The following is a 24,443-nucleotide window of genomic DNA, read 5'->3' as shown; positions in this document are numbered from 1 at the left end:
CCGTCCTTAATGAGTAATTGGAGCAAAGGCTTTTATACCGGCAATCAGCTGTCCAGCTTGTACTTCATCGCCGGGTTTTACATGAATAGAACTGATATATCCATCCATAGGTGCTAGCTGTGGAAACTCCATTTTCATACTTTCTTCGATAATTAACGTATCGCCTTTTTCAACTTTTTGTCCTTCTTCAACAAGAACTTTCCATACGCTTCCCGGCATTGTACAGCGGGCGGCCTCCGTACCTTCAGGCAGTTCTTGTTCCGTAATTTCAGCCGTTTCATGTTCAGAGACGTACTCAGCTAAGCCGAGTGCTTTCCAATCTTCTCGCTCTGTTTGAAAAGCAGCCTGCTGGGTGTGACGAAAAGCAGCCGTGCTTTCTTCAATAGATGAAAGAAAATCTAAATATTCTCCAAGTTTAAACGTTGTCTCCGTAATATCTGCTTCAAATCTCCCGCGAAGAAAATCTTCGCGCAGTTTTAAAAGCTCATCTGCTTCTACTGGGTAAAATTGAATTTGATCAAAGAAACGAAGAAGCCACGGTTTTCCTGCTTCAAAACTTTCCGTTTGACGAAGTCGGTTCCACATTTGAATCGTGCGTCCCACAAATTGATAGCCCCCAGGACCTTCCATTCCGTATACGCACATATACGCACCGCCAATACCAACTGCATTTTCAGGCGTCCATGTACGAGCGGGATTATATTTCGTTGTCACTAAACGGTGACGAGGGTCTAGAGGCGTAGCAACAGGTGCGCCTAAATATACATCTCCAAGCCCCATTACAAGATAATTAGCGTCAAATACAACTCGTTTAACATCTTCAATGTGATCCAGACCGTTTACTCGGCGAATAAACTCTAGATTGCTTGGACACCAGGGGGCATCTGGGCGAACGTTTTGCTGATAGCGTTCAATAGCTAATTGAGTCGCAGGATCATCCCATGAAAGTGGAAGTTTTACAATACGAGAGGGAACTTCCATTTCTTCAAGTGGAGGAAGCGCACGATCTATAGCTGAAATGTGCTGGCAAAGTTCAAGAATAGACATCTTTGTTGCATCAATATGAATTTGAAGAGAACGGATACCAGGCGTTAAATCTAGAACTGGTAAATCCTTACGCTTTTGAATAGCTTCCATTAAAGCATGCACTTGGAAGCGAAGCAGCAGATCCAGCTCCATTTCTCCGTATTCTACAAGTATATTTGCATCGCCTGAGCAGCGGACGGAAAATGGGAAGCGTCTATTTTCCGTTTCGTTAATCAGCAGCGGATAATCGCTTTTGAGCGGCTGTGCTACTGGATTTGTAAGCACAGGAAGTGATGCAGATGTTCCGATATGCTGTAAAAAGTCTTCCTGCGTACACTTGAGTTTTTCAGCTTGTTCAAGGTCAATTAATTTAAACGAAATTTTATCTCCGGGATGAAGCTGTCCTATTTTCCAAAACTCTGCTGAAGCAGTCGTAACAGGGCAAACAAAGCCGCCGAGGCTCGGACCGTCTGGGCCAAGTAAAATAGGCATATCTCCGGTTAAGTCTAAGGTGCCGATGGCATAGGCATTATCATGAATATTTGATGGATGCAAACCGGCTTCTCCTCCATCTTCACGGGTCCAAAAAGGAGCGGGACCTATTAACCTAACGCCTGTTCTAGAGCTGTTAAAATGAACTTCCCATTTTGTATCTGTTAGCTGCTGTAAGTACTCTGGCTGCAAAAACTCTTCTGTACAATGAGGGCCGGGAATCACTCCGATTGTCCATTCTTTAGACATGGTCGGCTGGTAGGAAAGAGCAAGTTCATTTTCAACGTGAGCGTAGTCAGAAACACGCAGTACATCTCCCGTACGAAGTGCTCTTCCGCCGTGTCCTCCGAAACTTCCTAGTGTAAAAGTAGAAGAACTGCCTAATATTTTAGGCATATCAAGTCCGCCGCCAATCAGTAAATACGTGCGCATTCCTTCGGTTGCTTCACCAAATGAAAGAATTTGTTCCGGCTTTGCTTGAATGGTTTTATACATGGGAATTTCAGCGCCGTCTAATGTAGCCTGCATGTTGGCACCTGTAATACAAAAAGATACATTGTCTCTAAATTTATAAGAGCCACCTCGGAGAGTCATTTCAATTCCCGGGGCATCCGGTGAATTTCCGAGAAGTTTGTTTCCTATGCGAAAAGCAAAAGGATCCATTGGACCGCACGGAGGAACTCCTACATTCCAGTGCCCGGTGCGTCCCGGGTAATCTTGAACAGTGGACTGAACGCCGCCGTCTAATACTTCAATTGCTTGTTCGCTTGGAGTATATGAGTTAAGCATTTGAGTATACACATCGCCTGTTTTACACGCTTTTTCTTCTAACAGTCCCTGCAAGTATTGAAGATTAGTAGTAACGCCGTATAATCTCGTCTCTTTTAAAGCAGCGCTCAATTTTAGAAGAGCTTCTTCTCGTGTTTTTCCATGAACGATAATTTTAGCGAGCATAGGATCATAAAGTGATGTTACAGTAATGCCGTCTCGCACCCATGTTTCAACTCGAGCACTTTTAGAGAAAATGGCTTGGTCGATTTGCCCGCCGCTTGGACGAAAATCATTTAAGCAATCTTCGGCATAAATACGCGCTTGGATACTGTGACCTGAAGGAACAGGAAGCAAAGAAGGAAGGTTTACCAGCTCATCGCATGCTTCTTTAAGCATCCATTCTACTAAATCGATGTTTAACACTTCTTCTGTAACGCCGTGTTCTACTTGAAGACGAGTATTTACTTCTAAAAAATAAAACTTCTCCGCTTCGGCGTCATATAAAAATTCTACCGTTCCTGCACTTCGGTATCCGACTTCTTTAGCTAGTCGAGTAGCTGCTTGCAGCATATTTTCCCGTATATATGAAGGGAAGTTTGGAGCTGGGCTTTCTTCAATTACTTTTTGATTTCTTCGCTGAATAGAGCAGTCGCGTTCCCCTAAAGCTACTACTTCTCCAAAAGAATTCCCGAAGATTTGAACTTCCACATGGCGAGCTTTTTGAATGTATTTCTCTAAAAAAACACCGCTGTTTTTAAAGTTTGTTTGTGCTAAATGGCAAACTGAGTCAAAAGCGGCTTGAAGAGCTTTTTCATCCTGGCAAACACGCATTCCAATTCCGCCGCCGCCAGCTGTACTTTTTAACATAACGGGATAGCCAATCTCTTCAGCAGCACGTACAGCTTCTGATACATCTGTAATAAGAGGTGTACCAGGAAGCAAAGGCACGTCCGCTTTTTGCGCAATTTCCCGAGCTGAATGTTTCAATCCGAATATTTCCATTTGCTGAGGTGTAGGACCAATAAATACAATTCCTTCAGCACGACAGCGACGAGCAAATTCCGCGTTTTCGCTTAAAAAACCGTAGCCTGGATGAATAGCTTCTGCCCCTGTTTTCTTTGCGATATCTAGAATAAGGTCTTCGTTTAAATAACTTTCTTTGACCGGGCCGCTGCCAATTAAAATGGCTTCATCTGCTTCATCAACGTGCAGGCTGTCTTGATCAGCTTCTGTATAAACAGCCACAGATTTCACTCCGAAATGTCGTAATGTTCGCTCAATTCTAACAGCAATTGCTCCTCGGTTCGCAATTAATACTTTTGTAAACATAGATGAACACTCCTTTTTATAATGAATCCCAAATAACTAAGCGAATAGGGGTAGGGTTATAATCGTTGCACGGATTGTTAAGCTGAGGGCAGTTGCTGATCAATACAAGTGTAGGATTGATCGCTTCCATTTCTACATAGTATCCAGGTGCAGACACTCCGTCATTAAACGTTAATCCGCCGCTTGGCGTCACAGGTACATTCATAAAAAAGTTTACGTTCGGTGCTAAATCTCTTTTAGTGTAGCGGCTATCATATTTTGATAGCTGCAGCATAAATGTATCTCGGCAGTTATGCATCGGAAGCGTGTCATGTGCATAACGTACGGTGTTGCTTTGTGCGGAACAAGCTCCACCTAGGGTATCGTGGCGTCCGCACGTGTCAGCTACAATTTTGACTAGTTTTTTGCCAGATTGAGAAAGCAGCACCGTGCCGGTGGATAAATAAATATTTCCTTGATTAGCAATCGTCGATACTGCACTGTAATGATCTTCTGGATTTTCTGCATCAAAGAATAACGTATCCGCTGCTTGATTTCCTTTTACATCTATTATTCTAAGAGTTTGGCCTGCTTTAAGTTCGTGCATCCAGCCGTCCCCAGCCAGTACCGTTTCATCATAAATTGCGTTCTCTATTTTTCTGCTGCTTTCCACTCGATTAAATACAGCCATTATAGAACCCTCCTTCATTTTTAAATCGTTGATAATGTTTTATTTCCAAGCAATAGGTCATAAGACCATGTGTTTTCAAACGCTCGTTTATTTTCAGGTCTAAAATTTAAACAGTAGTCGTCTGAGCTTACAGGAGCTGCTTCATCTACGGTTATTTCAATCGGAACAGAAGGATACGTTTCGCTCGGGTCTAGGGGGTTAGGTGTATTAGACAGTAGAAAAAGCAAATCCATCTCTGTTCTAAGCGTAATAAAATCTCCTTTTTTACAATGAGAAGAAACAAAATTCATATTGCCTTCTTCGTCGCAGTATACTTTTGAAAATAAGTTAAGATTAGGGACTAAATCCCGCGTTGTTAAACCGTTGCGCAGAAGCTCCATTGAGAAGTTTTCTTCGCCATTCCTTCGCCATTCGTTTCGGGATTCTTGATAAGTAGATGCACCGTATTTTTGATGAGTTAAGCTGCGCGTAGTATAGCCTGAAATGGTATCATGCCAGCCGGTGGTGTCAGCAGTAATGCTTGCAAATGCTCTGCCGTTGTCACTCATCAGAACGTGTCCTTTTGTTAAATGAGCAGTATGCTGAGCTTTTAAGGTATCAGGCATGTTGTATCGTTCCGTTAAATCATAAGCGTTGTACAATAGTAGGGATGCGTTTGCACCGGATTCTTGTGCGGTAAACGTCACTGATTTTCCTCTCCCAATTCGTCCTGACCATTTTCCGCCCGCTGGGATGGTTTGCTTCCAGATATAACTCATAAAATAACCTCCTTAGAATAAAAAAAGGATAAAAGCTTGGGAGAGTAGTCTCCCAGGCTTTTATCCTTCCGTGTTATACAGCATAGCGCCATATCGCTCTCTCTCGGACCAGTCTTTAACGTATGTTAAACGGAACCCTAGACAGCTTTTTTGTTCTTAACATCTGTAAGAACCTTTATCCATTTGTGGCTTTCGATTAATCGTAGTATAGTATGTTTGAAAATAAGTTGACAAGCAGTTTGTTAGAATACCTGACACAAAAACTGATTTTTCAGTTTATTTTTCAGGGACCGTCACTTTTGAATGATCTCTCTTTACAAAAGGAGCCGATAGTCGAGATTTTACAAATAAATAGAGAAACCCAACCGTAAGCCAGGCGACACCAATCAAAAGAGTGTCTTTGTTTAACAGTGTGAGCAGCCATCCGATAAATGCCGCTCCTATCAAAGGGAAGATTAAATAAAGTATTGTTTCAGTAAACGACCGTTTCTTTAACTTAATATAAAAATGGGCAATGACTGATAGATTAACAAATGTAAAAGCGGTTAAGGCACCGAAACTGACAAAAGTAACGGCTGTGTTTAAATCAATAAACATTCCCAAAAACGAAAAAGCGGTAACAAGCAAGATATTCACCACGGGCGTTTTAAACGTTGGATGAATATATGAAAATACCTTCTGAGGCAGCACGGATTCACGGCCTAAAGCATATAAAAAGCGAGTCACGCTTGTGACTGAAGAAACTCCTTGAGTAAAGGTTGCGATAATTAAGACCGTAATAAATAGACTGCTTAAAAGATTTCCGCCCACTAATTTTACAAGGGTGTAGGCAGCATTATCAGGATTAGTAAATGTGAATCCCGGATAGGCAATCTGTGTAAAATACGAAATAGCGATGTACATAACAGCTGCAATACAAACAATAAGAAAAATGGCTTTTGGAATGGTCCTTTCCGGTTGAATCGTTTCTTCCGCCATTGTTGTAACGGCATCAAATCCTAAAAAGCAAAAGCAAATGAGCGCAGCTCCAGAAAAGATAGTCGTAAACGGTACATCTGAAGCCAAAAAAGGATGAAGTGAAAAAAGAGTAGAAGAACTAGCTTGACCTGTTGCAATATCTTTGATGATAAATAAACAAAACAAACTTATAAATAGAATCTGAACTACAACAGAGATGCCGCTTATACGAGCGACAGATTTAATACCAACAATATTGACTAAAGCTAAGATAATGTTCATGACAATGACCCATACGTATACAGGAATAGAAGGAAATTCTGTATGCATAAAAATACCAAATGTTAAAATAGCGATAATAGGGGAGAAAATATAGTCTAAAAGAAGTGCCCAGCCTACTAAAAAGCCAAGGCGAGGATGTATAGCTTTTTTCGTATACGTATAAGCAGATCCTGCTATTGGATATGCTTTTACCATTCGGCTATAGCTATATGCGGTAAAAAAGATAGCTAAAAAAGCAATTAAATAAGCAAGGACCATTTGCCCTCCAGCCGCATCGTAGGCTACTCCGTAAACTGTAAAGAAAATCATCGGAGTCATCCAGGCAAGACCCAAAAATACAATTTGATATACCTTTAGCGATTTACTTAACGCTGGTTGGTTGTTCATATAAATCCCTTCTTTCCTCTATTTTATACTAGTAAAAAAGAAAAGCCTGGGAGAATGATGTCATTCTCCCAGGCTTTTATCCTTCCGTGTATACGGACCGTTCCGTACGCTCTCTCTCGGACCAGCCTTTAACATGTGTTAAACGGAACCCTAGATCGCTTTTTGTCTTCAACAGAGTGAAGACCTTTATAGATAATGTAAGTAGTTCGAAGTATAAGCAGGATTATAAGAAGATGCAACTACTGTGTTAGATAGTTTAACAAACTTTTAAAAAAAGTAAACTTTTGTAAAAGGCGAACTATATATAATTTTATTAAAAAGATTATTCGCTTATATTTGACTTATGGAGAGACCTATAGTATATTTGTAGACAAGAAAAAGCTAAATACGGTTCACTCATATATGTTTGAGAATATGGCTCAGACGTTTCTACCTTATCACCGTAAATGATAGGACTATGAGTAAAAAGTGAATCTAGGTTCCCATTTTTACGTTAGTAGAAAGTTTGGTCCAAGCGATTCACATATTCATTTTTGAAAAGAAGTGGATATGACACCGAAGGGATAAAAGCCCAGGCGGGTAGGTTTTTGCTCATTGTATTTGAGAGACCTGCCTTTGTTTGGGCTTTTTCTTATGTGTCTATTTACAGTGTGAGCGAGTGGTGGAAATTTTTTGCTTGTATCTGCATTGCTTTCTGGGGAGAATAGCGATGCAAAGCATGAAATCACTCACTGAAGCTTTATCTGTAAGCCCTCATTTAACCATGGGAAGTACATTCTATCTATTTTCTAGCATTTTTTCTTTGATGAGCAGCGTGGGGACGCTGCTCCTTTTTTTTTGTTCTTGCTTTTTTCTCTGTAAATAAAGGCCTTTAGAGAGAAGGTGATTCGCGAAATTTGGCGAATTAATGCTTTAAACAATAAATGATAAATAAGATAAAGCGGTCTATGAAAAATGAAGAAGTTGAAAAATTGAGGAGGGAATTATATTGCTTCACTTAATTAATGTTCGCTTGCCAATTATGCACGATCACGCTCTTTTTGAAGTGAAAATTTCAAATGGAATGTATACTTCTATCGTTTTACAAAACGGTTATCTTGAAGGTGACGAGTTTTTTCCGCTACACGCGGCCGTGTTAGGAAAAGAAACGTCACTTGATGCACAGGGGCGTGTACTATTACCAGGATTTGTAGATATGCATATGCATTTAGACAAAGCTCATTCGCTTCCTCAGGTACCCAATCTATCTGGAACTCTTCAAGAAGCCATTAAAAATTACAGCAGCAGCCTGCCGGCATTTCCAGAAGAAGAAATTAAGCAGCGAATGTTAAAAACTGCTTTGCAGGCATTAGCTAACGGTACGACTACGATTCGAACGCATATTGATTTTGACTGCAGCATGGAAGAAGATAGCTTATTTCGAAGTTTACAAGCGGCTGTCGAAGTGAGAGATGAATTAAGCCCGTATATGGATGTGCAGGTTGTTCCGCTATTCTCTAACTTAGACATTGATGATATGCATAAGATGACTAAAATTGAACGAGCATTCGACCTTGAAATTGATGCGATTGGAGGCTGTCCTCATTTAGCTGGAAATCCAGAAAAAGAGATTGATGCTCTGTTTTCGCTGGCTCAAGCCTATAATAAACCTCTTGACTTACATGTGGATGAAAGCGATGATCCATCTGTTGATACGATAATTAATATTGCTCATAGAACAATTGAATTGAATATGGAAGGAAAAGTGGTAGTGGGGCATCTTTGTTCGCTTGCAGGAATGACTGATGCAAAAGTGAAAGAAATCTTAAACCTTTTGAAACAGGCGAAAATTGGAGTTGTCACATTACCTGCTTCTAATTTATATTTACAGGGAAGAGAAGATAAAGGAATTGTAAGACGAGGCGTAACGCGTATTCGCGACATACAAAAAGCAGCGATTCCGATTGCTACTGCATCTGATAACGTGAACGACCCCTTTCATCCGTTTGGAAAAGCAGACTTGCTGCAAGTAGGGTTACTAACTGCCTATGCTGCACATATGGGAAGTCCAGATGATCAGCGGCAGTTGCTCCGAATGATTACAAGTATACCAGCCCGGCTGATTGGAAAAGAAAAGTATGGAGTGGAAGAAGGAAACGAAGCAAACTTTGTTCTGTTAAATGTCCAGTCTGTACAGGAAATATGGACTGAACTTCCTGAAACTCGCTTTGTTTTCAACAAGCATCGCTGGCTTAGCGTAAAAGAGACGCATCAGCGGCTCGCGGATACGAACTTGACTAATCTTTGGCAGGAAAATCAAATTTTAATTGGTTAAATAGACATAAAAAGAAGCTGTCACTAAAGTGACAGCTTCTTAATCAATTACTTTTGAACGTTAGCAGCTTGTGGTCCACGAGCTCCATCTTCGATTTCAAATGTAACTTCTTGACCTTCTTCAAGTGATTTGAAACCTTCGCCTTGGATAGCTGAGAAGTGTACGAATACGTCGTCTTGTCCTTCTACTTCGATGAATCCAAAACCTTTTTCTGCATTAAACCATTTTACTTTACCTTGTACCATTGTAGTACCTCCTGTGTGGAAAATCCACGAATATATTACTATCTCTGCTCAATTTCAATAAGAATCACTTTAAAGAAAGTCTTTCTATTTGTTAACACCGAACAAGAAATAATATACCTAGTATAACACTTTTTTATAAAAAAGAAACCTTTTTTCATAAAAAAGTACTCTGAGATAAAAATAAGTTGAAAATATGGGAATATTTTGAAATAGTAAATAAGCTATTGTTTTGTGGATTTTTTAGCGATCCCTAAAATCTTTTATCTCGTAAAAAAATGAATAGTGAGGTTGACAAATTGAATAACGTGTAACTATAATGGTTACAACGAGCTGAAAAGAAATAGCAGTGTTATAAAAGCTCAAATTTTTTTGTGTAATGTGTAACTATTTTGGTTACAACAAAAATAAAAGGAGAGAATAAAAATGAAAATTGGCGTTATTGGAGCAACAGGAAAAGCAGGTCAATTAATTATGGAAGAAGCAAAACAGAGAGGACATGAAGTAACAGCCATTGTTCGAAATGCTTCTAAACTAAAAAATCAAACAAACGTAATTGAAAAAGATATTTTTGTCATTACTTCAAAAGACATTGAACAGTTCGATGCTGTGGTAGACGCATTTAATGCACCTCCCGGAAGCGAACAGATGCACGTTGAGTCTATACAATCACTTATTAAAGCATTTCAAGGTGTTCAAACGCGACTCGCAGTAGTGGGCGGAGCAGGAAGTTTATTTGTAGATGAAGAAAAAACAATGCCTTTAATGAGCACAGAAGGTTTTCCAGCAGCTTATTATCCAACGGCTTCAAATATGGGCAAAGGTTTAAAAGAACTAGAAAAATCAACTATAGATTGGACTTATTTAAGCCCAGCCGCTTTTTTTGACCCAGAAGGTGCTCGCACTGGAGCCTATCAATTAGGAAAAGATCACGTGATCACAAATAGTCAAAATGAAAGCTATATTAGCTATGCTGATTATGCGATTGCTTTAATAGATGAGTTAGAGAATAAAAACTATGTAAACGAACGTTTTGCTGTAGTGGGTGAGAAAGCATAAGCTTACGTTTGAGTCATATAAAAAAACAGCTTACATTTGTTGTGAGCTGTTTTTTTATATAGAACAAAATAGATATAAAGCAACGGAAAATGGTATAGATTTTTTATTATTTCTTCGTTTTTCTTTTTAAAAACGATACAATACAACATAGATGATAAAAAGGAGATGAAAAGATGATTCGTTTTGGTGTAATAGGAACAAACTGGATAACAGATCGACTGTTAGAATCAGCTCAGTATGTAGACGACTTTCAGCTTGCAGCTGTTTATTCTCGAACCATTGAAAAAGCAGAAGAATTTGCAGGTAAATATGATATTCCTCATATATTTACTGATTTGGAGGAAATGGCAGCAAGTGCTGAAATTGATGCCGTGTATATTGCTACTCCAAATGCTTATCATGCGGAACAAGCTATCTTATTTTTGAAAAATAACAAGCATGTACTGTGTGAAAAACCGCTCGCAGCCAATGCAGCAGAAGTAACTCGGATGATTCAAACAGCCAAGAATCACAATGTGTTACTAATGGAAGCGATGAAATCAACCCTTCTTCCTAACTTCAAAGTGATTCAAGAGAACTTACATAAAGTTGGTCCAATTCGAAAATACGTGGCATCTTACTGTCAGTATTCTTCTCGTTATGATAAATATAAAGAAGGTATCGTGCTTAATGCCTTTAAGCCAGAGCTTGCCAACGGTTCACTGATGGATTTAGGTGTATATTGTCTTTATCCTCTGATTACGTTGTTTGGAGGGCCTCATAAAATAAAGGCAACGGCGTTTATGCTAGAATCTGGAGTAGATGGAGAAGGATCAGTTGCTTTAGAGTACGAAGATCGTGACGCGGTCATCATGTATTCTAAAATTACAAATTCGCATTTACCAAGTGAAATTCAAGGAGAAAAAGGCAGTATGATTATTGACAAAATACATACCGCTGAAAAGGTAGAAATTCGATACAATGACGGACGGGTAGAAGAGTTAACGGTCGATCAGCCTTATCCTGCTATGTACTATGAAATAAATGAATTCGTAGAGCTGTTAAAGCAAGGAAAGATGGAATCGGACACAAATTCTTATGAAAATTCATATCTAACAATGCACGTGATGGATAAAGTGCGAGAGCAAATCGGTCTTGTATATCCGAATGATAAGAAATAAATAAAAGAGGCTGGACAAAAGTAGTTTAGTTGAAGGAAGATCCGAACGAGTTTGATTCTTGATGGAGAATTAAACTCGTTCGGATTTTTTAATGGGTAGGGTAAAAGCAGGTTTTAAGTAACAAGTAGTGACCCTTATTAGATGATTTATACCATTTGTTCGTCTCTAAATTGGATTTAGATCGTTATGTCTCATTCTCTTTTATTGTAGTTATAAAGAACATAATTGAGATTCGAAATCTTGTTGCAGCACACTGTAAAAGCAAATATGTTGAAACAAGGGAAGTTTTTTAGTATCTTCTATGTTCATTCATCCCTGCATACATAGGATTGATCAAGGGAAAGAATAAAAAGAGTGAGAAATATTCGATAATCAATCCTAGATTAAAATGATTATAAAAAAGTATTGACTATAATAATAGCTCGTGTATAATAAAGAATGTAATCAATAGTTATTACTAGTTTATAATGATACTAATAATCGTTATCAAATAGTAAATAGTGCTGATTGCATTAAAAATAATACATACAAGCATAGGCTTGTTAAATACATTGTACAAGGAGAGGTTTTGACATGGCAGAACGTATGGTAGGAAAACAAGCACCACGCTTCGAAATGGAAGCTGTACTTGCAAATAAGGAATTTGGAAAAGTAAGTTTAGAAGAAAATATGAAAAACGGTAAATGGACAGTATTGTTCTTCTATCCAATGGACTTTACATTCGTATGTCCAACAGAAATTACAGCCCTATCAGATCACTACGAAGAGTTTGAGGATCTAGATGCTGAAGTGGTAGGTGTTTCTACAGATACAATTCATACTCACTTAGCTTGGATTAACACAGATCGTAAAGATAGTGGGCTTGGAGATTTAAATTATCCATTAGCTGCAGATCCAACTCATGCAGTAGCACGTGATTACGGCGTATTAATTGAAGAAGAAGGCGTAGCGCTTCGCGGATTATTCATTATTAATCCAGAAGGTGAATTACAATATGCAGTTGTAAACCATAACAACATCGGCCGCAGCGTAGAAGAAACATTACGTGTACTTCAAGCACTTCAAACTGGCGGACTTTGCCCAGCTAACTGGAAACCAGGTCAAAAAACACTTTAATAAATAACGGTAGAGTAGAGGAGAACTTCCTCTACTGCTTCCATTAAGATAGAAAAGATAGTTTTCTAATTATAAAAGACGGAATATTCAGTTTTATTTATGAGGAGGATTTTAACATGAAATTACGTGAACAAATGCCTGAATTAACTGGAGCAACATCTTGGATTAACGACGAAGTGACAAAGGAAGATTTAGTAGGTGATAAAGCAACGCTTATCCACTTTTGGTCAGTAAGCTGCCATTTATGTAAAGAAGCAATGCCTGAAGTTAATGATCTTCGTGATGAGTATGATGATCAATTGAATGTTGTAGCGGTTCATATGCCTCGTTCGGAAGATGACTTAGATATGGGTGTTATTGAGGCAATGGCAATGGGACACGATATTACTCAGCCAATTTATGTAGACAGTGAGCATAAGTTAACAGACGCTTTTGAAAATAAATATGTACCAGCATATTATGTATTTGATAAAGAAGGTCAGCTTCGTCATTTCCAAGCGGGTGGAAATGGAATGCCAATGCTTCGCAAACGTATCAACCGCGTTTTAGGAGAAGAATAATCTATACATGAAGAAGAAATAAAAAGGGCCGGGATAAAAATATTTTAGCCGAAGTGAAAAACGACACACTGATCAACATGTTTGATTAGTGTGTCGTTTTTTTGTTATGCAGAACGTAGATTTCATCTGTTTCGTTCCTTCTAGCAGTTGATTGGAGCGCCAGCGACGAGGAGGCTCAGCGGCCGCCCGCGGAAAGCGAAGTCTTGCACGGAAATCAACTGCGGTGTAATAAGCAGTCCAGCTCATGTATTCTATTTGTTCGTCTTTAGATTGGATCCATTTCGTTATGTCTCAATCTCTTTTTTTTATTTTTACTGAGTCGTTTTGATTATTAATGAGCATTTCATCATATTGACATAAAAAACCTAATATAGTTAAATTTATATAAGAACAAACGTTCGTTTTTGGTGTTGTTATTTTACTCTTTTCTCCCTTTTTAATAAGTATAAGAAAAAAAGGAGGAGATTTGCACAATGACTCAGCTCTATTCGCAGCAAGAAAAGCGGCACGACAAAGAATGTACCTTTCATACATTTCTTACAAACCACAGCGCAACTCTTCAGACTCATATAATGAATACATTTTTGACACCAGAACGCTATGAGCGATTACAAAAAGCGGTTGTTAAAAATGATACAAAAGAACAAAGACTTCTAAACAAAGAATTTCATCAGTTTTATAGTGAAGTTAGATTGCTTCATTATATTAACAAGCTTTGCAGACATTATTCCAGAGATGTTATGCGTGTAAAAGAAAAAGAGCGTTCATATATTCCTCTTCGCCTGCAGCAGCCGGCTGCGCTAGATGGAAATAGAACAGTTGAAGATATGCTAGGAGTACAGGACGGAGCTGTATGGGAGCATGAATTTTTAGGAAATCAACTTGAAAATCGTATTCTTCATCATGCATTTCGCCAATTAACGGCCAAGCAGCAGTGTATGCTGCACTTGATTATTGTCGAACGCTGGACTCATAAAGAAATCGCTGCTTATTTTTCTATTTCTCAGCAAGCGGTTTCTAACCATTACCAACGTGCGCTAAGCAAGTTGAAAAAAATTATGAAGGTGAGTGATAGATATGTTTGATCCTCAATGGCTTCAACTTGTTGGAAACGTAGGATTTCCCGCTGTCCTTTCTTTTTATTTATTACTGCGTGTAGAAAACAATATAAAGCGACTCGAAGAAAAAGTGGAAGAATTAACAACTGACTTAAGAAAGAAGTGAAGAAATGGAGACTCTATATGAGCTTGTAAATAAAGTGAAAGCCGGAGATGAAGAGGCGTCAAGGCGTTTATTAAAAAAGCTGGAACCAAAACTAAATAAAGCTGTCCAAAGCTTTTCACTGCATGAGAGAGAAGACGTAAAGCAAGATTTAAAGATTAAAATTCTTTCCGCTGTTAAGACGTTTGATTTTTCCAAAACGCCAGGACTTTGGGAATTTTTACGCCAAAAATAAAAAAGAGCGCTCGTTGTATCGACGCTCTTTTTTTATTTTTGCTGCATTTCGACTACGTACCTTTCAGTGAAAAATACAAAAAATAGAAAATGGATAAATATTTTAAAAAAGGTAAAAGGTGATGTGTACACATAGAGTTTAGTAGTATACTAACAAGTAGAATTTCTTGTATAAAAGGAAGGTAATTGCTCTTTATATAGTGAGGATTGTCGGTAGCAAATAGAGTATATAAGAGTTTTATTTAATGAAGGAAAAACTAGTGCTGTTCGATAAATCAAACAGTACTAGTTATAAAAAAGCAGCCGTAAAAAATATGTAAGCTAAGAAGCCGATTGTTTTTGTTTTAGCTTTTGGAAAGAGGTGAAGAATAGAGTGAGTCAACTTCTCTTTAATATCACGTTAATTATTTCTTTCTTGTTTGCTGCGAGTATAGTTCGAGAGCAAATCATTTATAGAGTAGAAGGAATAAAACGGTATAAAATGTATCGCTTAATTTATTACGGATGTTCTTATGGACTATTAGGCAGCATTTTAATGATATATACAATTAAAATAGATTCTACTATTATTCTTGACCTTCGCTTTTTAGCGGTGACAATTGTTTGTCTTTATGCAGGAATGATACCGGCTATCATTGCAGCTTGTATTATAGGAGTAATGCGTTTGCTTTTATTTGGAATTACGGAAAGCGGAATAATAGGCGCTGCTACAATTATCGTAATGGCTTTACTGTCTGGGTGGACGGTTCGCTTACCTTATCGTCCATTTATTCGTTTTCAATTAATGAATTCTATTAGCTTGCTTTGCGTATTTTTCTCATTGTCCTTTCTTTTTAAAGATATGAAGCACGCCGCTGCGACTATCGTCTATTTACTCCCTGCTTCCTTTATAGGCGGGTGTTTAGTGTATCTAGCAGGTAGATATATATATGTATCTCGCGTAACGACAAGTCAGCATAAAAAACTGTCTAAAATGTTTTCGGTTATGGTTCAAAATGCAAAGACAGGTACCATGATTGAAACGCCAAAGCGCGAAGTAGCCGTTATTAATCAAACTTTTTGTGACATGTTTGATATACCCGGGCCTCCTAATCAATATGTTGGACTGGAAAGTAATCAGCTGTTTTTATCTCACGCTCCTATGTTGAAAGATCCTGCTAGGTTTTTAAAAACGGTAGAAAGCACCGTTTATTCAAAAGAGTCAATAGTAGATGAAGAAATTACGTTTATTAACGGTAAAATTTATGCGCGTGACTACATTCCAATCTATGAAGGTCACGTGTATATTGGCCACTATTGGGAATATCGAGATATTACGGAGAAAAAGAAGGCTGAGTGTGATCTTCTCAAAGCTAATAAAAAGCTTGAAATGCTGTCCATGAAAGATGGCTTAACGGGTCTGAACAACCGCCGATCTCTTGATAAACAGCTGGAAATCGAGTGGGAATACGCACGGAAAGAAAAAGAGCCGCTTTCTTTTCTTTTATTTGATATTGATTATTTTAAAGCGTATAACGATACCTATGGCCATATTCAAGGAGACGAATGCTTAAAAGAAGTAGCGAAGATCGCTAAAAGTGTTGTCTTTGACGAATCGGTTTTTGTCGCAAGATACGGAGGAGAAGAGTTTGGTATATTGCTTCCTCGAGCTAATCAATATGAAGCGATAAAAATGGCAGAAGCTATTAGACAGCAAGTGGAGGGCCGTGGAATTGTCCATCAAGCTTCTGAAGTGTTTAAGTGCGTCACTATCAGCGTTGGAATAATGACAGTCGTTCCATCCGAAAACATACAGCCCATTTCAATTGTTCATCAAGCAGATCTGGCTTTATATGAAGCAAAGCGTACGGGTCGAAATCGAATTTCAGTATATTCTCACCACAAAGAAGCTGACTCAAACGTTTGAGTCAGCTTTTAAAAGAGATATAAGCCTCTTATTTAGGAGGGGCTTTTTCTTTTTCGTCTTCTTCCATAATTCCTTTTGTAGCGTTTTTAAACTCTTTTAACGTTTTTCCAGCAGCTTTTCCTAATTCCGGCAGTTTCTTTGGACCAAAAAGCAATAGAGCGACAAATACAATTAAGGCAATTTCTCCAAACCCAAGGTTCATTGTCATCGTCTCCTATTTTTTGAAAGTGTTTACAAGTTTAGTATAGCACGAAAAGAGGGGAAGTAGTACACCCTTATCCAGTGATTTTAAGGCCGATTACACCTGCTACAATACAAAAAATAAATAGAATTCGACGCATATCTTTTGCTTCGCGAAAGAAAAGCATACCGAGAAGTACACTTCCGGCAGCGCCTACTCCCGTCCATATACCGTAAGCTGTTCCAAGGGGTATTTCCTTTAACGCTAAGGAGAGAAGATAAAAACTTCCTGCACCGAAAAGGATAAATCCAATTGAAGGAAGCAATCGCTTAAATCCATCCGAAAGTTTTAAGAAAATCACAAATCCCACTTCGCAGAAACCGGCAGCTATTAATGCAATCCAGGCCATGTTAAGAGTCCTCTCTTTCTGTTTCTTCAGTAGAAATTAACTTTAAACCGATAATTCCAAAAATCATTAATCCTAAAAATAAAATCTTTCCAATATTTACGCCTTCGTCTAAAACGGTCATACCAAGTATCGCTGTACCAGCAGCTCCTATACCAGTAAACACTGCATAAGCTGTTCCCACAGCAATTTTTTTTAAGGCATTTGAAAAGAAATAAAAGCTGATGACAATTGTGACGATCGTAATGATTGTTGGAGTTAATTCAGTAAATCCGTGTGAATATTTTAAGCCGATTGCCCATACAATCTCGAGCAAACCAGCGATAATAAGGTAAATCCAAGCCATTTTAATTCCTCCTTACATAATAATAAGCCCTTTTTACAGGGCCTATTTAGCGCGTATGCCTTCCCAAAATATTGTCCAAGCATCGTGGATTTTTTGATCATAATACTCTGGTTCATAGTAAAAGCGCTGAATGAAGAGTCCATCGGTTAAACAATAAAAGCTATTGATATACAAATCAATCGGACGTTCAATTATTTCGCCTTCAGCCATTCCCTGTGTAAAAATAGTATGCAGAATTTGATCAGACAATCGTTCGCTTCTTAAGAAAATAGCTTTTACTTCCGACTGCAAATGCTCAGGTGGAAACAAAATAAGACGACGGTACATCTGGCCAAAAGAATCTTTTTCAATCATCGTGCAGAAATCTACAACAAAGCAGTGAAGCTGTTCTTTAGCAGACTTTGTTTTATGCTGTTCGTATATAACAGATAACTTTGTTAAAAATAAATTCATTAAATCATGCACGGTTAGTAAAAATAAGTCGTCTTTGTTCTTAAAATGAGCGTACAGGGAAGGTTTTTTTATGCCTACTTTTGATGAGATATCAGCAAGCGATGTTTCTGTATAGCCTTTTTCTCCAAAGAGCTCCATTGCGGCAGCTCTAATTTTTTCTACAGTTGATAATTCACTCAAAAAAAGCTCCTCCTCAATCTAACTAACGGTCGTTAGGTAAAAGATATCAAATATAAAAAAAAGAAGCAAGGGAATCGCTTCTTTTTAATGTATTTTTACTAAATGACGCTGAGTTAAAAATAAAGAAAAGATAAAAATAAGCTCAAACGTATTTGTTACGGCTGTGCTTGGTATAGGAATTGACACGGCACTTCCTACAATCATCACGGCTACTCCAATCATCATGCTGCTCCACCTGGTCTTGCGAAATAAAGAAATTCCAACGAAAAGCAAAATAATCGCCACAATAAGAACCATAAGAGGGGGACCGGACGATCCCACTAATGTATAGCGAACAATGCCATATTCACGTATAACTTCCATACGCTGACTAATCGTCTCGATTATTTCATAGCTAATTAAGGCAAACGTAGTCAGCAAAAAAAGAATGCTGGCAACAGGTTTTTTAGCCCATGTGATCGTCGAATATTTCGCTACGCCATACGCAAAGAGCACCAAAGTAGGGGTAAATAAAGCGTGAAACCAAAAGCGAAGCATGCTGAGTGAACGTAAAGTATCGCCTTCACCGATAAATGAACCAATCCCAATCATTACATTATCGTAAATTAGTCCAGCTATTACTAAAGGAAGAAATAGCATGTAAAACGGCGAAGTGTTTTTTCGTACTACATATATGCTAAAGAAAAACAGGACAATGTAGCAAAAAGAAAATAGAAAATAAAGGATTGTATCAACCATTGTTTTCCTCCTTTTGATGATACTTCTTCTTTTTATGATAACATCATATGCCAAAAAAGTGAGAAATCATGCATTTTTCTAGGCAATCTTAACGGACAAAAGATGCCTTTATCGGTAGAAAGATTCAGAAAATATTGAAATAAAAATAGGAAAAGAGGCCATAGTCAAGAGATTTAGATTTACTGAATTGATTATTAAATAAAGGGAATCTATAAAATAACAACAAAAGAACTAGGTACATATGGAGTCTAAATGCTTATAAAATTAGAAAAAAATATTTAATGTACTTTCTATTTAAGTAAGTTAAATGTAAGCAGAAAATGATAAATAAATGTATTTTTTTTACTTTTATATCTATCTATCATCCTCACAAGTACGGTTGTTAGACAAATTCAATTGGTATATCCATAAAAAGGAATTAATGGGATAAAATATTTTTTATTCCACCTTTATATTACAAAACGTTTTCTAAAGTTAAGAAATTTTTAATTACGTAATATTTCCGTGTGTTAATTGTAAGAGTGATGTATAAAATATTCCTGTTGTTATGGTAAAAAAAGGTATCGATGGGATTTTTCTAGGTAAATAAACTTTAGACCTATTCTGTAAATTTTAAATAAAACGATGAGTTTTTAATTCTGTAAATAGACAATCGGAATTGTAAGAATATATAACATTTGAGCTATTGACCACTAATGAGCGCAGATGATAGTTTTAGAGCTGTTGAAATTGGTACTCGAGTCCATTTTTCAAAGCAGGTGTTTTAGCAGCATGCTAGCGCTGTTAATTGATTAGCTCCCATACATATATAAAGGGAGTAAAACTATGAAATCGTATATCTATCATTATGAATCAAAAGCATTCATAACGTATCCAACAGGAGAAGTTTGGAAGGAGAAGAATGAAACATGATCTTAATTATCCTATGCTGCCTATTTTTAGTAGGGTATGGCGTTTGGGAGTATCGCAGACATTTACGCAAGCTGCATTCAATTCCTGTACGAGTGAATGTTAATGGTATTCGCGGAAAATCCACCGTTACACGATTGATTACAGGTATTGTAAAAGAAGCAGGTTACAAAACAGTAGGGAAAACGACAGGAACACAAGCGCGTATGATCTACTGGCATACAAGTGAAGAAGAACCAATTATTCGTCGTAAAGAAGGTCCGAACATTGGAGAACAGCGACGAGTGGTAAATGAAGTTGCCGATATTGGCGCGGAAGCTCTTATTTGTGAATGTATGGCGGTACAGCCTGATTATCAAATCACATTCCAAAATCAGCTGATTCAAGCCAAGGTAGGCGTTATTGTAAACGTACTAGAAGATCACATGGATGTAATGGGTCCAACTCTAGATGAAGTTGCTCAAGCGTTCACTGCTACTATTCCTTATGATGGCCACCTTGTTACAATTGAAGGTCCATATTTGGAATATTATAAAAAAATAGCCGCAGAGCGCAACACAAAGGTTATTGTAGCTGACAATGATAAAGTATCTGAAGCGTATTTACGTGAATTTGATTATATGGTTTTCCCTGATAATGCTTCCATCGGTTTAGCAGTAGCAGAAGCACTTGGCATCGATGCTGAAACAGCGATGAGAGGAATGTTAAATGCCCAGCCTGACCCAGGAGCTATGAGAATTACAACGTTTGGCGATGAAAAAAATCCAGCATTTTTAGTGAATGGATTTGCTGCCAACGACGCTTCTTCCACGCTTCGTATTTGGGAACGTGTAGATTCAATGAACTATAGTGAAAAGCTTCCTATTGTCATTATGAACTGCCGTCCGGACCGTGTAGATCGCACCGAGCAATTTGCTGAAGATGTAATGCCATACATTGAAGCGGATGTAATGATTGCAATTGGTCAGACGACCTCACCAATCGCTGCTGCACACCAAAGAGGCGAATTGCCAACAAAAGAATTCTGGGATATGGAAGGCGCTTCTACAGAAGAAATTTTAGAGCGCATGAAGCCTTATTTAAAAGATCGTATCGTATACGGTGTCGGAAATATCCACGGTTCAGCCGAGCCGCTTGTTGAAGCTATTATTGAAATGAAAAAGATGAGAAAAGCAGTTTAATCTAGGAGGCCATTTCATGTTCGGATCAGATTTATATATTGCCCTTGTGTTAGGGGTTACACTAAGCTTAATTTTTACAGAAAAAACGGGCGTATTGCCAGCCGGTCTTATCGTACCGGGGTATTTAGCTCTTGTATTTGATCAGCCAATTACCATTTTAATGATTTTCTTAATTAGTATTTTAACGTATGTTATCGTCGTGTACGGAATCTCAAAAGTAGTTATTTTATATGGACGTCGCAAATTTACAGCGATGTTAATTACGGGTATTGTGATTAAAGTTGCATTTGATTATTTCTTCCCGATCTTGCCGTTTGAAGTGTTTGAATTACGCGGAATTGGTATCATTGTACCGGGCTTAATTGCAAATACAATGCAAAAGCAAGGTCTTCCTTTAACAGTTGGAACAACGGTTTTATTAAGTGGTGTAACATTTGGAATTATGCAAGTTTATTATTTATTTTAATACACAAACAAACCGCAGCTGGTAAAGGAAGGTGAAAGCGTTGAAAGAGAAAAAATTAAACTTTCAAGAAAAAGTATTGATGTTTATAAAGAAAACAAAGCCTACAACGGGCAAGCAAGCTCTTATCTTAACGCCAATTTTAATCGTAATTTTAGCTCTTTCAGGATGGATGGAGCGTTCGGACGCTCTTGAAAACCCTGAGACGGCTAATCCAGAGGCCAATAATGATTTAACGATGACTATGGTCGGAGACATTATGATGGGTCGCCATGTAAGAGAAGTAACTGAACGCTACGGAGAAGATTTTGTATTCCGCAACGTGGAGCCGTTCTTTAAAAATTCGGATTACGTAAGCGGGAACTACGAAACGCCGATTTTAACAAACGACGTAGATTCATATAAAGCAATGGAAAAAGGTATTCATTTATATAGTAAGCCTGCTGATCTAGCGACCGTTAAAAATGCAGGTTTCGACGTATTAAACTTAGCGAACAACCATTCAATGGACTACAGTGCAAAAGGGTTAGAAGATACGATCTCTACTTTTGAAGCAAACAAATTAGATTTTGTTGGTGCTGGCCGTAACTCTGAAGAAGCAAAGCATATTTCATATAAAGATGCTGACGGCATCCGCATTGCAACCGTAGGGTTTACGGATGTACATTCAGACGGAATGTCCGCTGGAAAAAACAACCCAGGTATTTTAAAAGCAGATCCGGATCTTATTTTCAGCACGATCCAGCAAGCGAAAGCAAATGCTGATTTAGTTGTAGTAAATGCCCACTGGGGTGAAGAATACGATGCACAGCCAAGTCCTCGTCAAGAAGGACTAGCAAAAGCGATGGTAGACGCTGGTGCGGACATTATCATCGGTCACCATCCGCACGTTCTACAGTCATATGACGTATATAAAGGTTCGGTTATTTTCTATAGCCTAGGAAACTTTATCTTTGACCAAGGGTGGTCAAGTACGAAAAATACAGCGATGGTTCAGTATCATTTAAACAAGCAGGGCCAAGCTAAAATTGATGTTATTCCAATGGTTATTAAAGCAGGTACACCAACTCCAACAGATAACCCTTGGCGCATGAAGCGTATTTATAACGATTTAAACAAGTTTTCTTCAAACCCTGAACTGTTAGAAAAAGAACGAAACAAGTTTGAATTAAACTTAGATCATTCTCGCATTATAAAACATGCAGAGGAGCGCAAAAAGAAAGAAGCACAAGCTAACTAATAGCCCGTCATACACAGAGGAGGTAAAAGATGATAAATAAACGTAATACGATTATTGTTTCCATTGTCATCTTTTCACTCATAGTAGGTGTATGTGTTTATCAATTTATGTTTCCAAAACAAGAATATGCAGTAAGTACTTCAGATCCTCGCGCCACAAAAGTAGGTATGGAAATTCTTAAACAAGGCGGTACAGCAGTTGATGCAGCTATTGCCATTTCCTACACGCTTGGTGTTGTGGAACCGTACGGATCAGGACTTGGGGGAGGCGGCGGAATGCTGATTGATCCAGCAGATGCCTCTCCAACATTTATTGACTACCGAGAAATTGCACCTAAGAATGATAAAGAAGATGAGATTGGCGTACCAGGGTTCGTCGCTGGTATGGATTATATTCAGCACCACTACGGATCTCTGTCGATGAGCAAACTAATCGACCCGGCCATTAACTATGCCGAGAAGGGGTACAAAGTGGACAAAGATTTGCACGATAGGCTGGTTTCATACAAAGGTAATGTGAATGAAGATGAAATTCCTAGCTTTTACCCAGATAAAGACGCCATTAACACAGGTGAAATTGTCAAACAGCATGAATTAGCGAACACGCTGCACAAGATTAAGGAAGAAGGGCCAAATGCTTTTTATAGAGGGAAAATTGCAGACGATATTACAGAAGAAACGAAAGTAAGTCACAAAGACTTGCGAAAGTATGCGCCTGTTGAGCGCAAACCTCTATCAACTAATTATAAAGGTCATCAAATTATTTCAGCACCTCCTCCTTTTGCTGGTGCTACGCTCATTCAAATGTTAAAAATGACGGATCAAGAAGATATTTGGAAGCTGAAGGAATCGCATCCTAGTCTTTATTATCATTTTCTTGGTCAAATTTCAAAAGTAGCTTATCAAGACCGCTTGAAGAAAATTGCCGATCCGGCTTTTATAAAAGAAACGCCAAATGATTGGATCGACGATCACTACGTGCATTTACTTCGTAATAAATTAAGTAATACTGAAACAGATCACACCAAAGTAAGCGACGTCGAAGAACATGAAAGTACCACTCATTTTGTTGTGATGGACGGTGACGGAACCGTTGTATCCACAACGAATACGCTGAGTAATTTCTTCGGCAGCGGTGAATATGTAGATGGATTCTTTTTGAATAATACGCTCAATACGTTTGGACAAGGAATTAACAAGCGTGAACCTGGTAAGCGTCCAAGAACATTTACAGCCCCTACCATTATTCGTGAAGGTGATGAATGGGTAATGTCGATTGGCACACCGGGAGGAAATCGTATTCCGCAAGTGTTAACGCAAGTAATTGAGGATTATTTTGAGGACAAAGATTCCATTAAAAAGGCAGTAGAAAACAAGCGTGTGATTTTTGATTCTCATAAGTTTTATTCAGAAGCTAAGCTTAAACAGTCAACTAAAGATGGTTTAAAAACGTACGGTTATGACTTGAAAAACAATGATAACGCGATGTTTTACGGAGGCGTTCAAGCTCTTGTGAAAGACTTAAAGAAAAATCAAATTCAAGGTGACGCTGATCCGCGCCGCCACGGTTTATGGGAAAAAAGTACAGACTAACTTAATTGGAGGAATAGAAAATGATCGCAAAACGTATCGTAGGGATTGTAGGACCGATTGCTATTGTAGCAGGAGTAGTAGCAGGACTTGGAGCTTTAAAACATCCGGCTACTCTTTCAACAGATGAACAGCAAAAAATCGAAAATAACGTAAAAATGATTGAACAAACAAAATCTGCTGCTACAGATGCAGTAAATGATGCTGCATCAGCTTCTGGGAAATAAAACATATATAGTAATAAAAAGGCATCGTCCGGGGCGATGTCTTTTT

24 protein-coding genes and 3 riboswitches are annotated in these 24,443 nt (G+C 38.2%); of the genes, 14 read left to right on the top strand and 10 right to left on the bottom strand.

The genetic code is table 11. The annotated features are described in order from the left end of the window. Positions 1 to 6 precede the first annotated feature (6 nt). The 4 genes from uca to ACWATA_RS19445 form a co-directional block, all read right to left on the bottom strand. Entirely contained in the window at positions 7 to 3,618 is a 3,612-nt protein-coding gene (gene uca, locus ACWATA_RS19460; protein ID WP_473050122.1) for an urea carboxylase, read from the bottom strand. Positions 3,619 to 3,634: 16 nt separating this feature from the next. Beyond that, a complete protein-coding gene (locus ACWATA_RS19455) occupies positions 3,635 to 4,288 on the bottom strand; it encodes an urea amidolyase associated protein UAAP2 (RefSeq protein ID WP_473050121.1) in 654 nt (217 codons plus the stop codon). A 20-nt stretch (positions 4,289 to 4,308) separates the two neighbouring features. Then, a complete protein-coding gene (locus tag ACWATA_RS19450; RefSeq protein WP_034269787.1) occupies positions 4,309 to 5,046 on the bottom strand; it encodes an urea amidolyase associated protein UAAP1 in 738 nt (245 codons plus the stop codon). Positions 5,047 to 5,093: 47 nt separating this feature from the next. Then, positions 5,094 to 5,198: riboswitch (guanidine-I (ykkC/yxkD leader) on the bottom strand. 124 nt (positions 5,199 to 5,322) lie between these two features. Next, positions 5,323 to 6,672, bottom strand: a complete 1,350-nt coding sequence (locus tag ACWATA_RS19445; RefSeq protein ID WP_034269790.1) for an APC family permease — start codon at positions 6,670 to 6,672, stop codon at positions 5,323 to 5,325. 63 nt (positions 6,673 to 6,735) lie between these two features. After that, a riboswitch (guanidine-I (ykkC/yxkD leader) is annotated at positions 6,736 to 6,837 on the bottom strand. 211 nt (positions 6,838 to 7,048) lie between these two features. Further along, a riboswitch (purine riboswitch) is annotated at positions 7,049 to 7,150 on the top strand. A gap of 510 nt (positions 7,151 to 7,660) precedes the next feature. Here ACWATA_RS19445 and ACWATA_RS19440 point away from each other — a divergent pair. Beyond that, entirely contained in the window at positions 7,661 to 8,986 is a 1,326-nt protein-coding gene (locus ACWATA_RS19440; protein WP_223546327.1) for an amidohydrolase family protein, read from the top strand. A gap of 47 nt (positions 8,987 to 9,033) precedes the next feature. Here the strand turns inward: ACWATA_RS19440 and ACWATA_RS19435 are convergent, their stop codons facing one another. Then, a complete protein-coding gene (locus ACWATA_RS19435; protein ID WP_013055689.1) occupies positions 9,034 to 9,231 on the bottom strand; it encodes a cold-shock protein in 198 nt (65 codons plus the stop codon). A gap of 423 nt (positions 9,232 to 9,654) precedes the next feature. Between ACWATA_RS19435 and ACWATA_RS19430 the strand changes: the two genes are divergently transcribed. The 8 genes from ACWATA_RS19430 (at position 9,655) to ACWATA_RS19395 (ending at position 16,484) form a co-directional block, all read left to right on the top strand. Next, positions 9,655 to 10,287 (top strand): NAD(P)-dependent oxidoreductase, encoded by a 633-nt coding sequence (locus ACWATA_RS19430; RefSeq protein ID WP_033578197.1) that lies wholly within the window; start codon positions 9,655 to 9,657, stop codon positions 10,285 to 10,287. 173 nt (positions 10,288 to 10,460) lie between these two features. After that, a complete protein-coding gene (locus tag ACWATA_RS19425) occupies positions 10,461 to 11,447 on the top strand; it encodes a Gfo/Idh/MocA family protein (RefSeq protein ID WP_155017022.1) in 987 nt (328 codons plus the stop codon). A gap of 573 nt (positions 11,448 to 12,020) precedes the next feature. Beyond that, positions 12,021 to 12,563, top strand: a complete 543-nt coding sequence (locus ACWATA_RS19420) for a peroxiredoxin (RefSeq protein WP_473050118.1) — start codon at positions 12,021 to 12,023, stop codon at positions 12,561 to 12,563. A 116-nt stretch (positions 12,564 to 12,679) separates the two neighbouring features. After that, the gene (locus ACWATA_RS19415; protein WP_013055693.1) at positions 12,680 to 13,123 is read left to right on the top strand and encodes a TlpA family protein disulfide reductase; all 444 of its coding nucleotides are present in this window, start codon (positions 12,680 to 12,682) and stop codon (positions 13,121 to 13,123) included. Between the two features lie 473 nt (positions 13,124 to 13,596). Beyond that, a complete protein-coding gene (locus ACWATA_RS19410; RefSeq protein ID WP_048020133.1) occupies positions 13,597 to 14,208 on the top strand; it encodes a sigma-70 family RNA polymerase sigma factor in 612 nt (203 codons plus the stop codon). Beyond that, a complete protein-coding gene (locus ACWATA_RS19405; protein ID WP_013055696.1) occupies positions 14,201 to 14,347 on the top strand; it encodes a YvrJ family protein in 147 nt (48 codons plus the stop codon). The genes ACWATA_RS19410 and ACWATA_RS19405 overlap by 8 nt, the downstream gene beginning before the upstream one ends. A 4-nt stretch (positions 14,348 to 14,351) precedes the next feature. Further along, positions 14,352 to 14,579, top strand: a complete 228-nt coding sequence (locus ACWATA_RS19400) for a helix-turn-helix domain-containing protein (RefSeq protein ID WP_025749662.1) — start codon at positions 14,352 to 14,354, stop codon at positions 14,577 to 14,579. Positions 14,580 to 14,951: 372 nt separating this feature from the next. Then, the gene (locus tag ACWATA_RS19395; RefSeq protein WP_473050117.1) at positions 14,952 to 16,484 is read left to right on the top strand and encodes a diguanylate cyclase domain-containing protein; all 1,533 of its coding nucleotides are present in this window, start codon (positions 14,952 to 14,954) and stop codon (positions 16,482 to 16,484) included. Positions 16,485 to 16,512: 28 nt separating this feature from the next. Here the strand turns inward: ACWATA_RS19395 and ACWATA_RS19390 are convergent, their stop codons facing one another. The 5 genes from ACWATA_RS19390 to ACWATA_RS19370 form a co-directional block, all read right to left on the bottom strand. Beyond that, complete coding sequence (locus ACWATA_RS19390; RefSeq protein WP_013055701.1) at positions 16,513 to 16,686, bottom strand: twin-arginine translocase TatA/TatE family subunit; 174 nt, start codon at positions 16,684 to 16,686, stop codon at positions 16,513 to 16,515. 73 nt (positions 16,687 to 16,759) lie between these two features. Further along, positions 16,760 to 17,074 (bottom strand): DMT family transporter, encoded by a 315-nt coding sequence (locus ACWATA_RS19385; RefSeq protein WP_033578200.1) that lies wholly within the window; start codon positions 17,072 to 17,074, stop codon positions 16,760 to 16,762. A gap of 1 nt (position 17,075) precedes the next feature. Continuing rightward, positions 17,076 to 17,417, bottom strand: coding sequence for a quaternary ammonium compound efflux SMR transporter SugE (sugE, locus tag ACWATA_RS19380; RefSeq protein WP_473050116.1), 342 nt, complete (start codon positions 17,415 to 17,417; stop codon positions 17,076 to 17,078). Positions 17,418 to 17,459: 42 nt separating this feature from the next. After that, complete coding sequence (locus ACWATA_RS19375) at positions 17,460 to 18,050, bottom strand: TetR/AcrR family transcriptional regulator (RefSeq protein WP_473050115.1); 591 nt, start codon at positions 18,048 to 18,050, stop codon at positions 17,460 to 17,462. 84 nt (positions 18,051 to 18,134) lie between these two features. Beyond that, positions 18,135 to 18,788 carry a hypothetical protein gene (locus ACWATA_RS19370; RefSeq protein ID WP_367032927.1) on the bottom strand — a complete coding sequence of 218 codons (654 nt, stop codon included), beginning with the start codon at positions 18,786 to 18,788 and terminating at the stop codon, positions 18,135 to 18,137. 908 nt (positions 18,789 to 19,696) lie between these two features. Here ACWATA_RS19370 and pgsB point away from each other — a divergent pair. From pgsB to ACWATA_RS19345, 5 genes are read left to right on the top strand one after another with little or no spacing between them, the layout of a single operon-like run. Beyond that, on the top strand, positions 19,697 to 20,878 hold the full coding sequence (gene pgsB / locus ACWATA_RS19365) for a poly-gamma-glutamate synthase PgsB (protein ID WP_014461310.1): 1,182 nt from the start codon (positions 19,697 to 19,699) through the stop codon (positions 20,876 to 20,878). A gap of 16 nt (positions 20,879 to 20,894) precedes the next feature. Beyond that, a complete protein-coding gene (gene pgsC, locus ACWATA_RS19360) occupies positions 20,895 to 21,344 on the top strand; it encodes a poly-gamma-glutamate biosynthesis protein PgsC (RefSeq protein ID WP_013055707.1) in 450 nt (149 codons plus the stop codon). A 40-nt stretch (positions 21,345 to 21,384) separates the two neighbouring features. Continuing rightward, positions 21,385 to 22,581, top strand: coding sequence for a CapA family protein (locus ACWATA_RS19355; protein ID WP_028412240.1), 1,197 nt, complete (start codon positions 21,385 to 21,387; stop codon positions 22,579 to 22,581). Between the two features lie 29 nt (positions 22,582 to 22,610). Next, positions 22,611 to 24,173, top strand: coding sequence for a gamma-glutamyltransferase family protein (locus tag ACWATA_RS19350; protein ID WP_473050114.1), 1,563 nt, complete (start codon positions 22,611 to 22,613; stop codon positions 24,171 to 24,173). Positions 24,174 to 24,193: 20 nt separating this feature from the next. Then, positions 24,194 to 24,397: a CapE family protein gene (locus tag ACWATA_RS19345; RefSeq protein ID WP_328153192.1), complete on the top strand. Its 204-nt coding sequence runs from the start codon at positions 24,194 to 24,196 to the stop codon at positions 24,395 to 24,397. Positions 24,398 to 24,443 lie beyond the last annotated feature (46 nt).

It is taken from the genome of Priestia sp. USM5, from assembly GCF_058323215.1.
The sequence above is the reverse complement of the archived record's forward strand: the minus strand, read 5'-3'. Positions and strand labels throughout refer to the sequence as shown.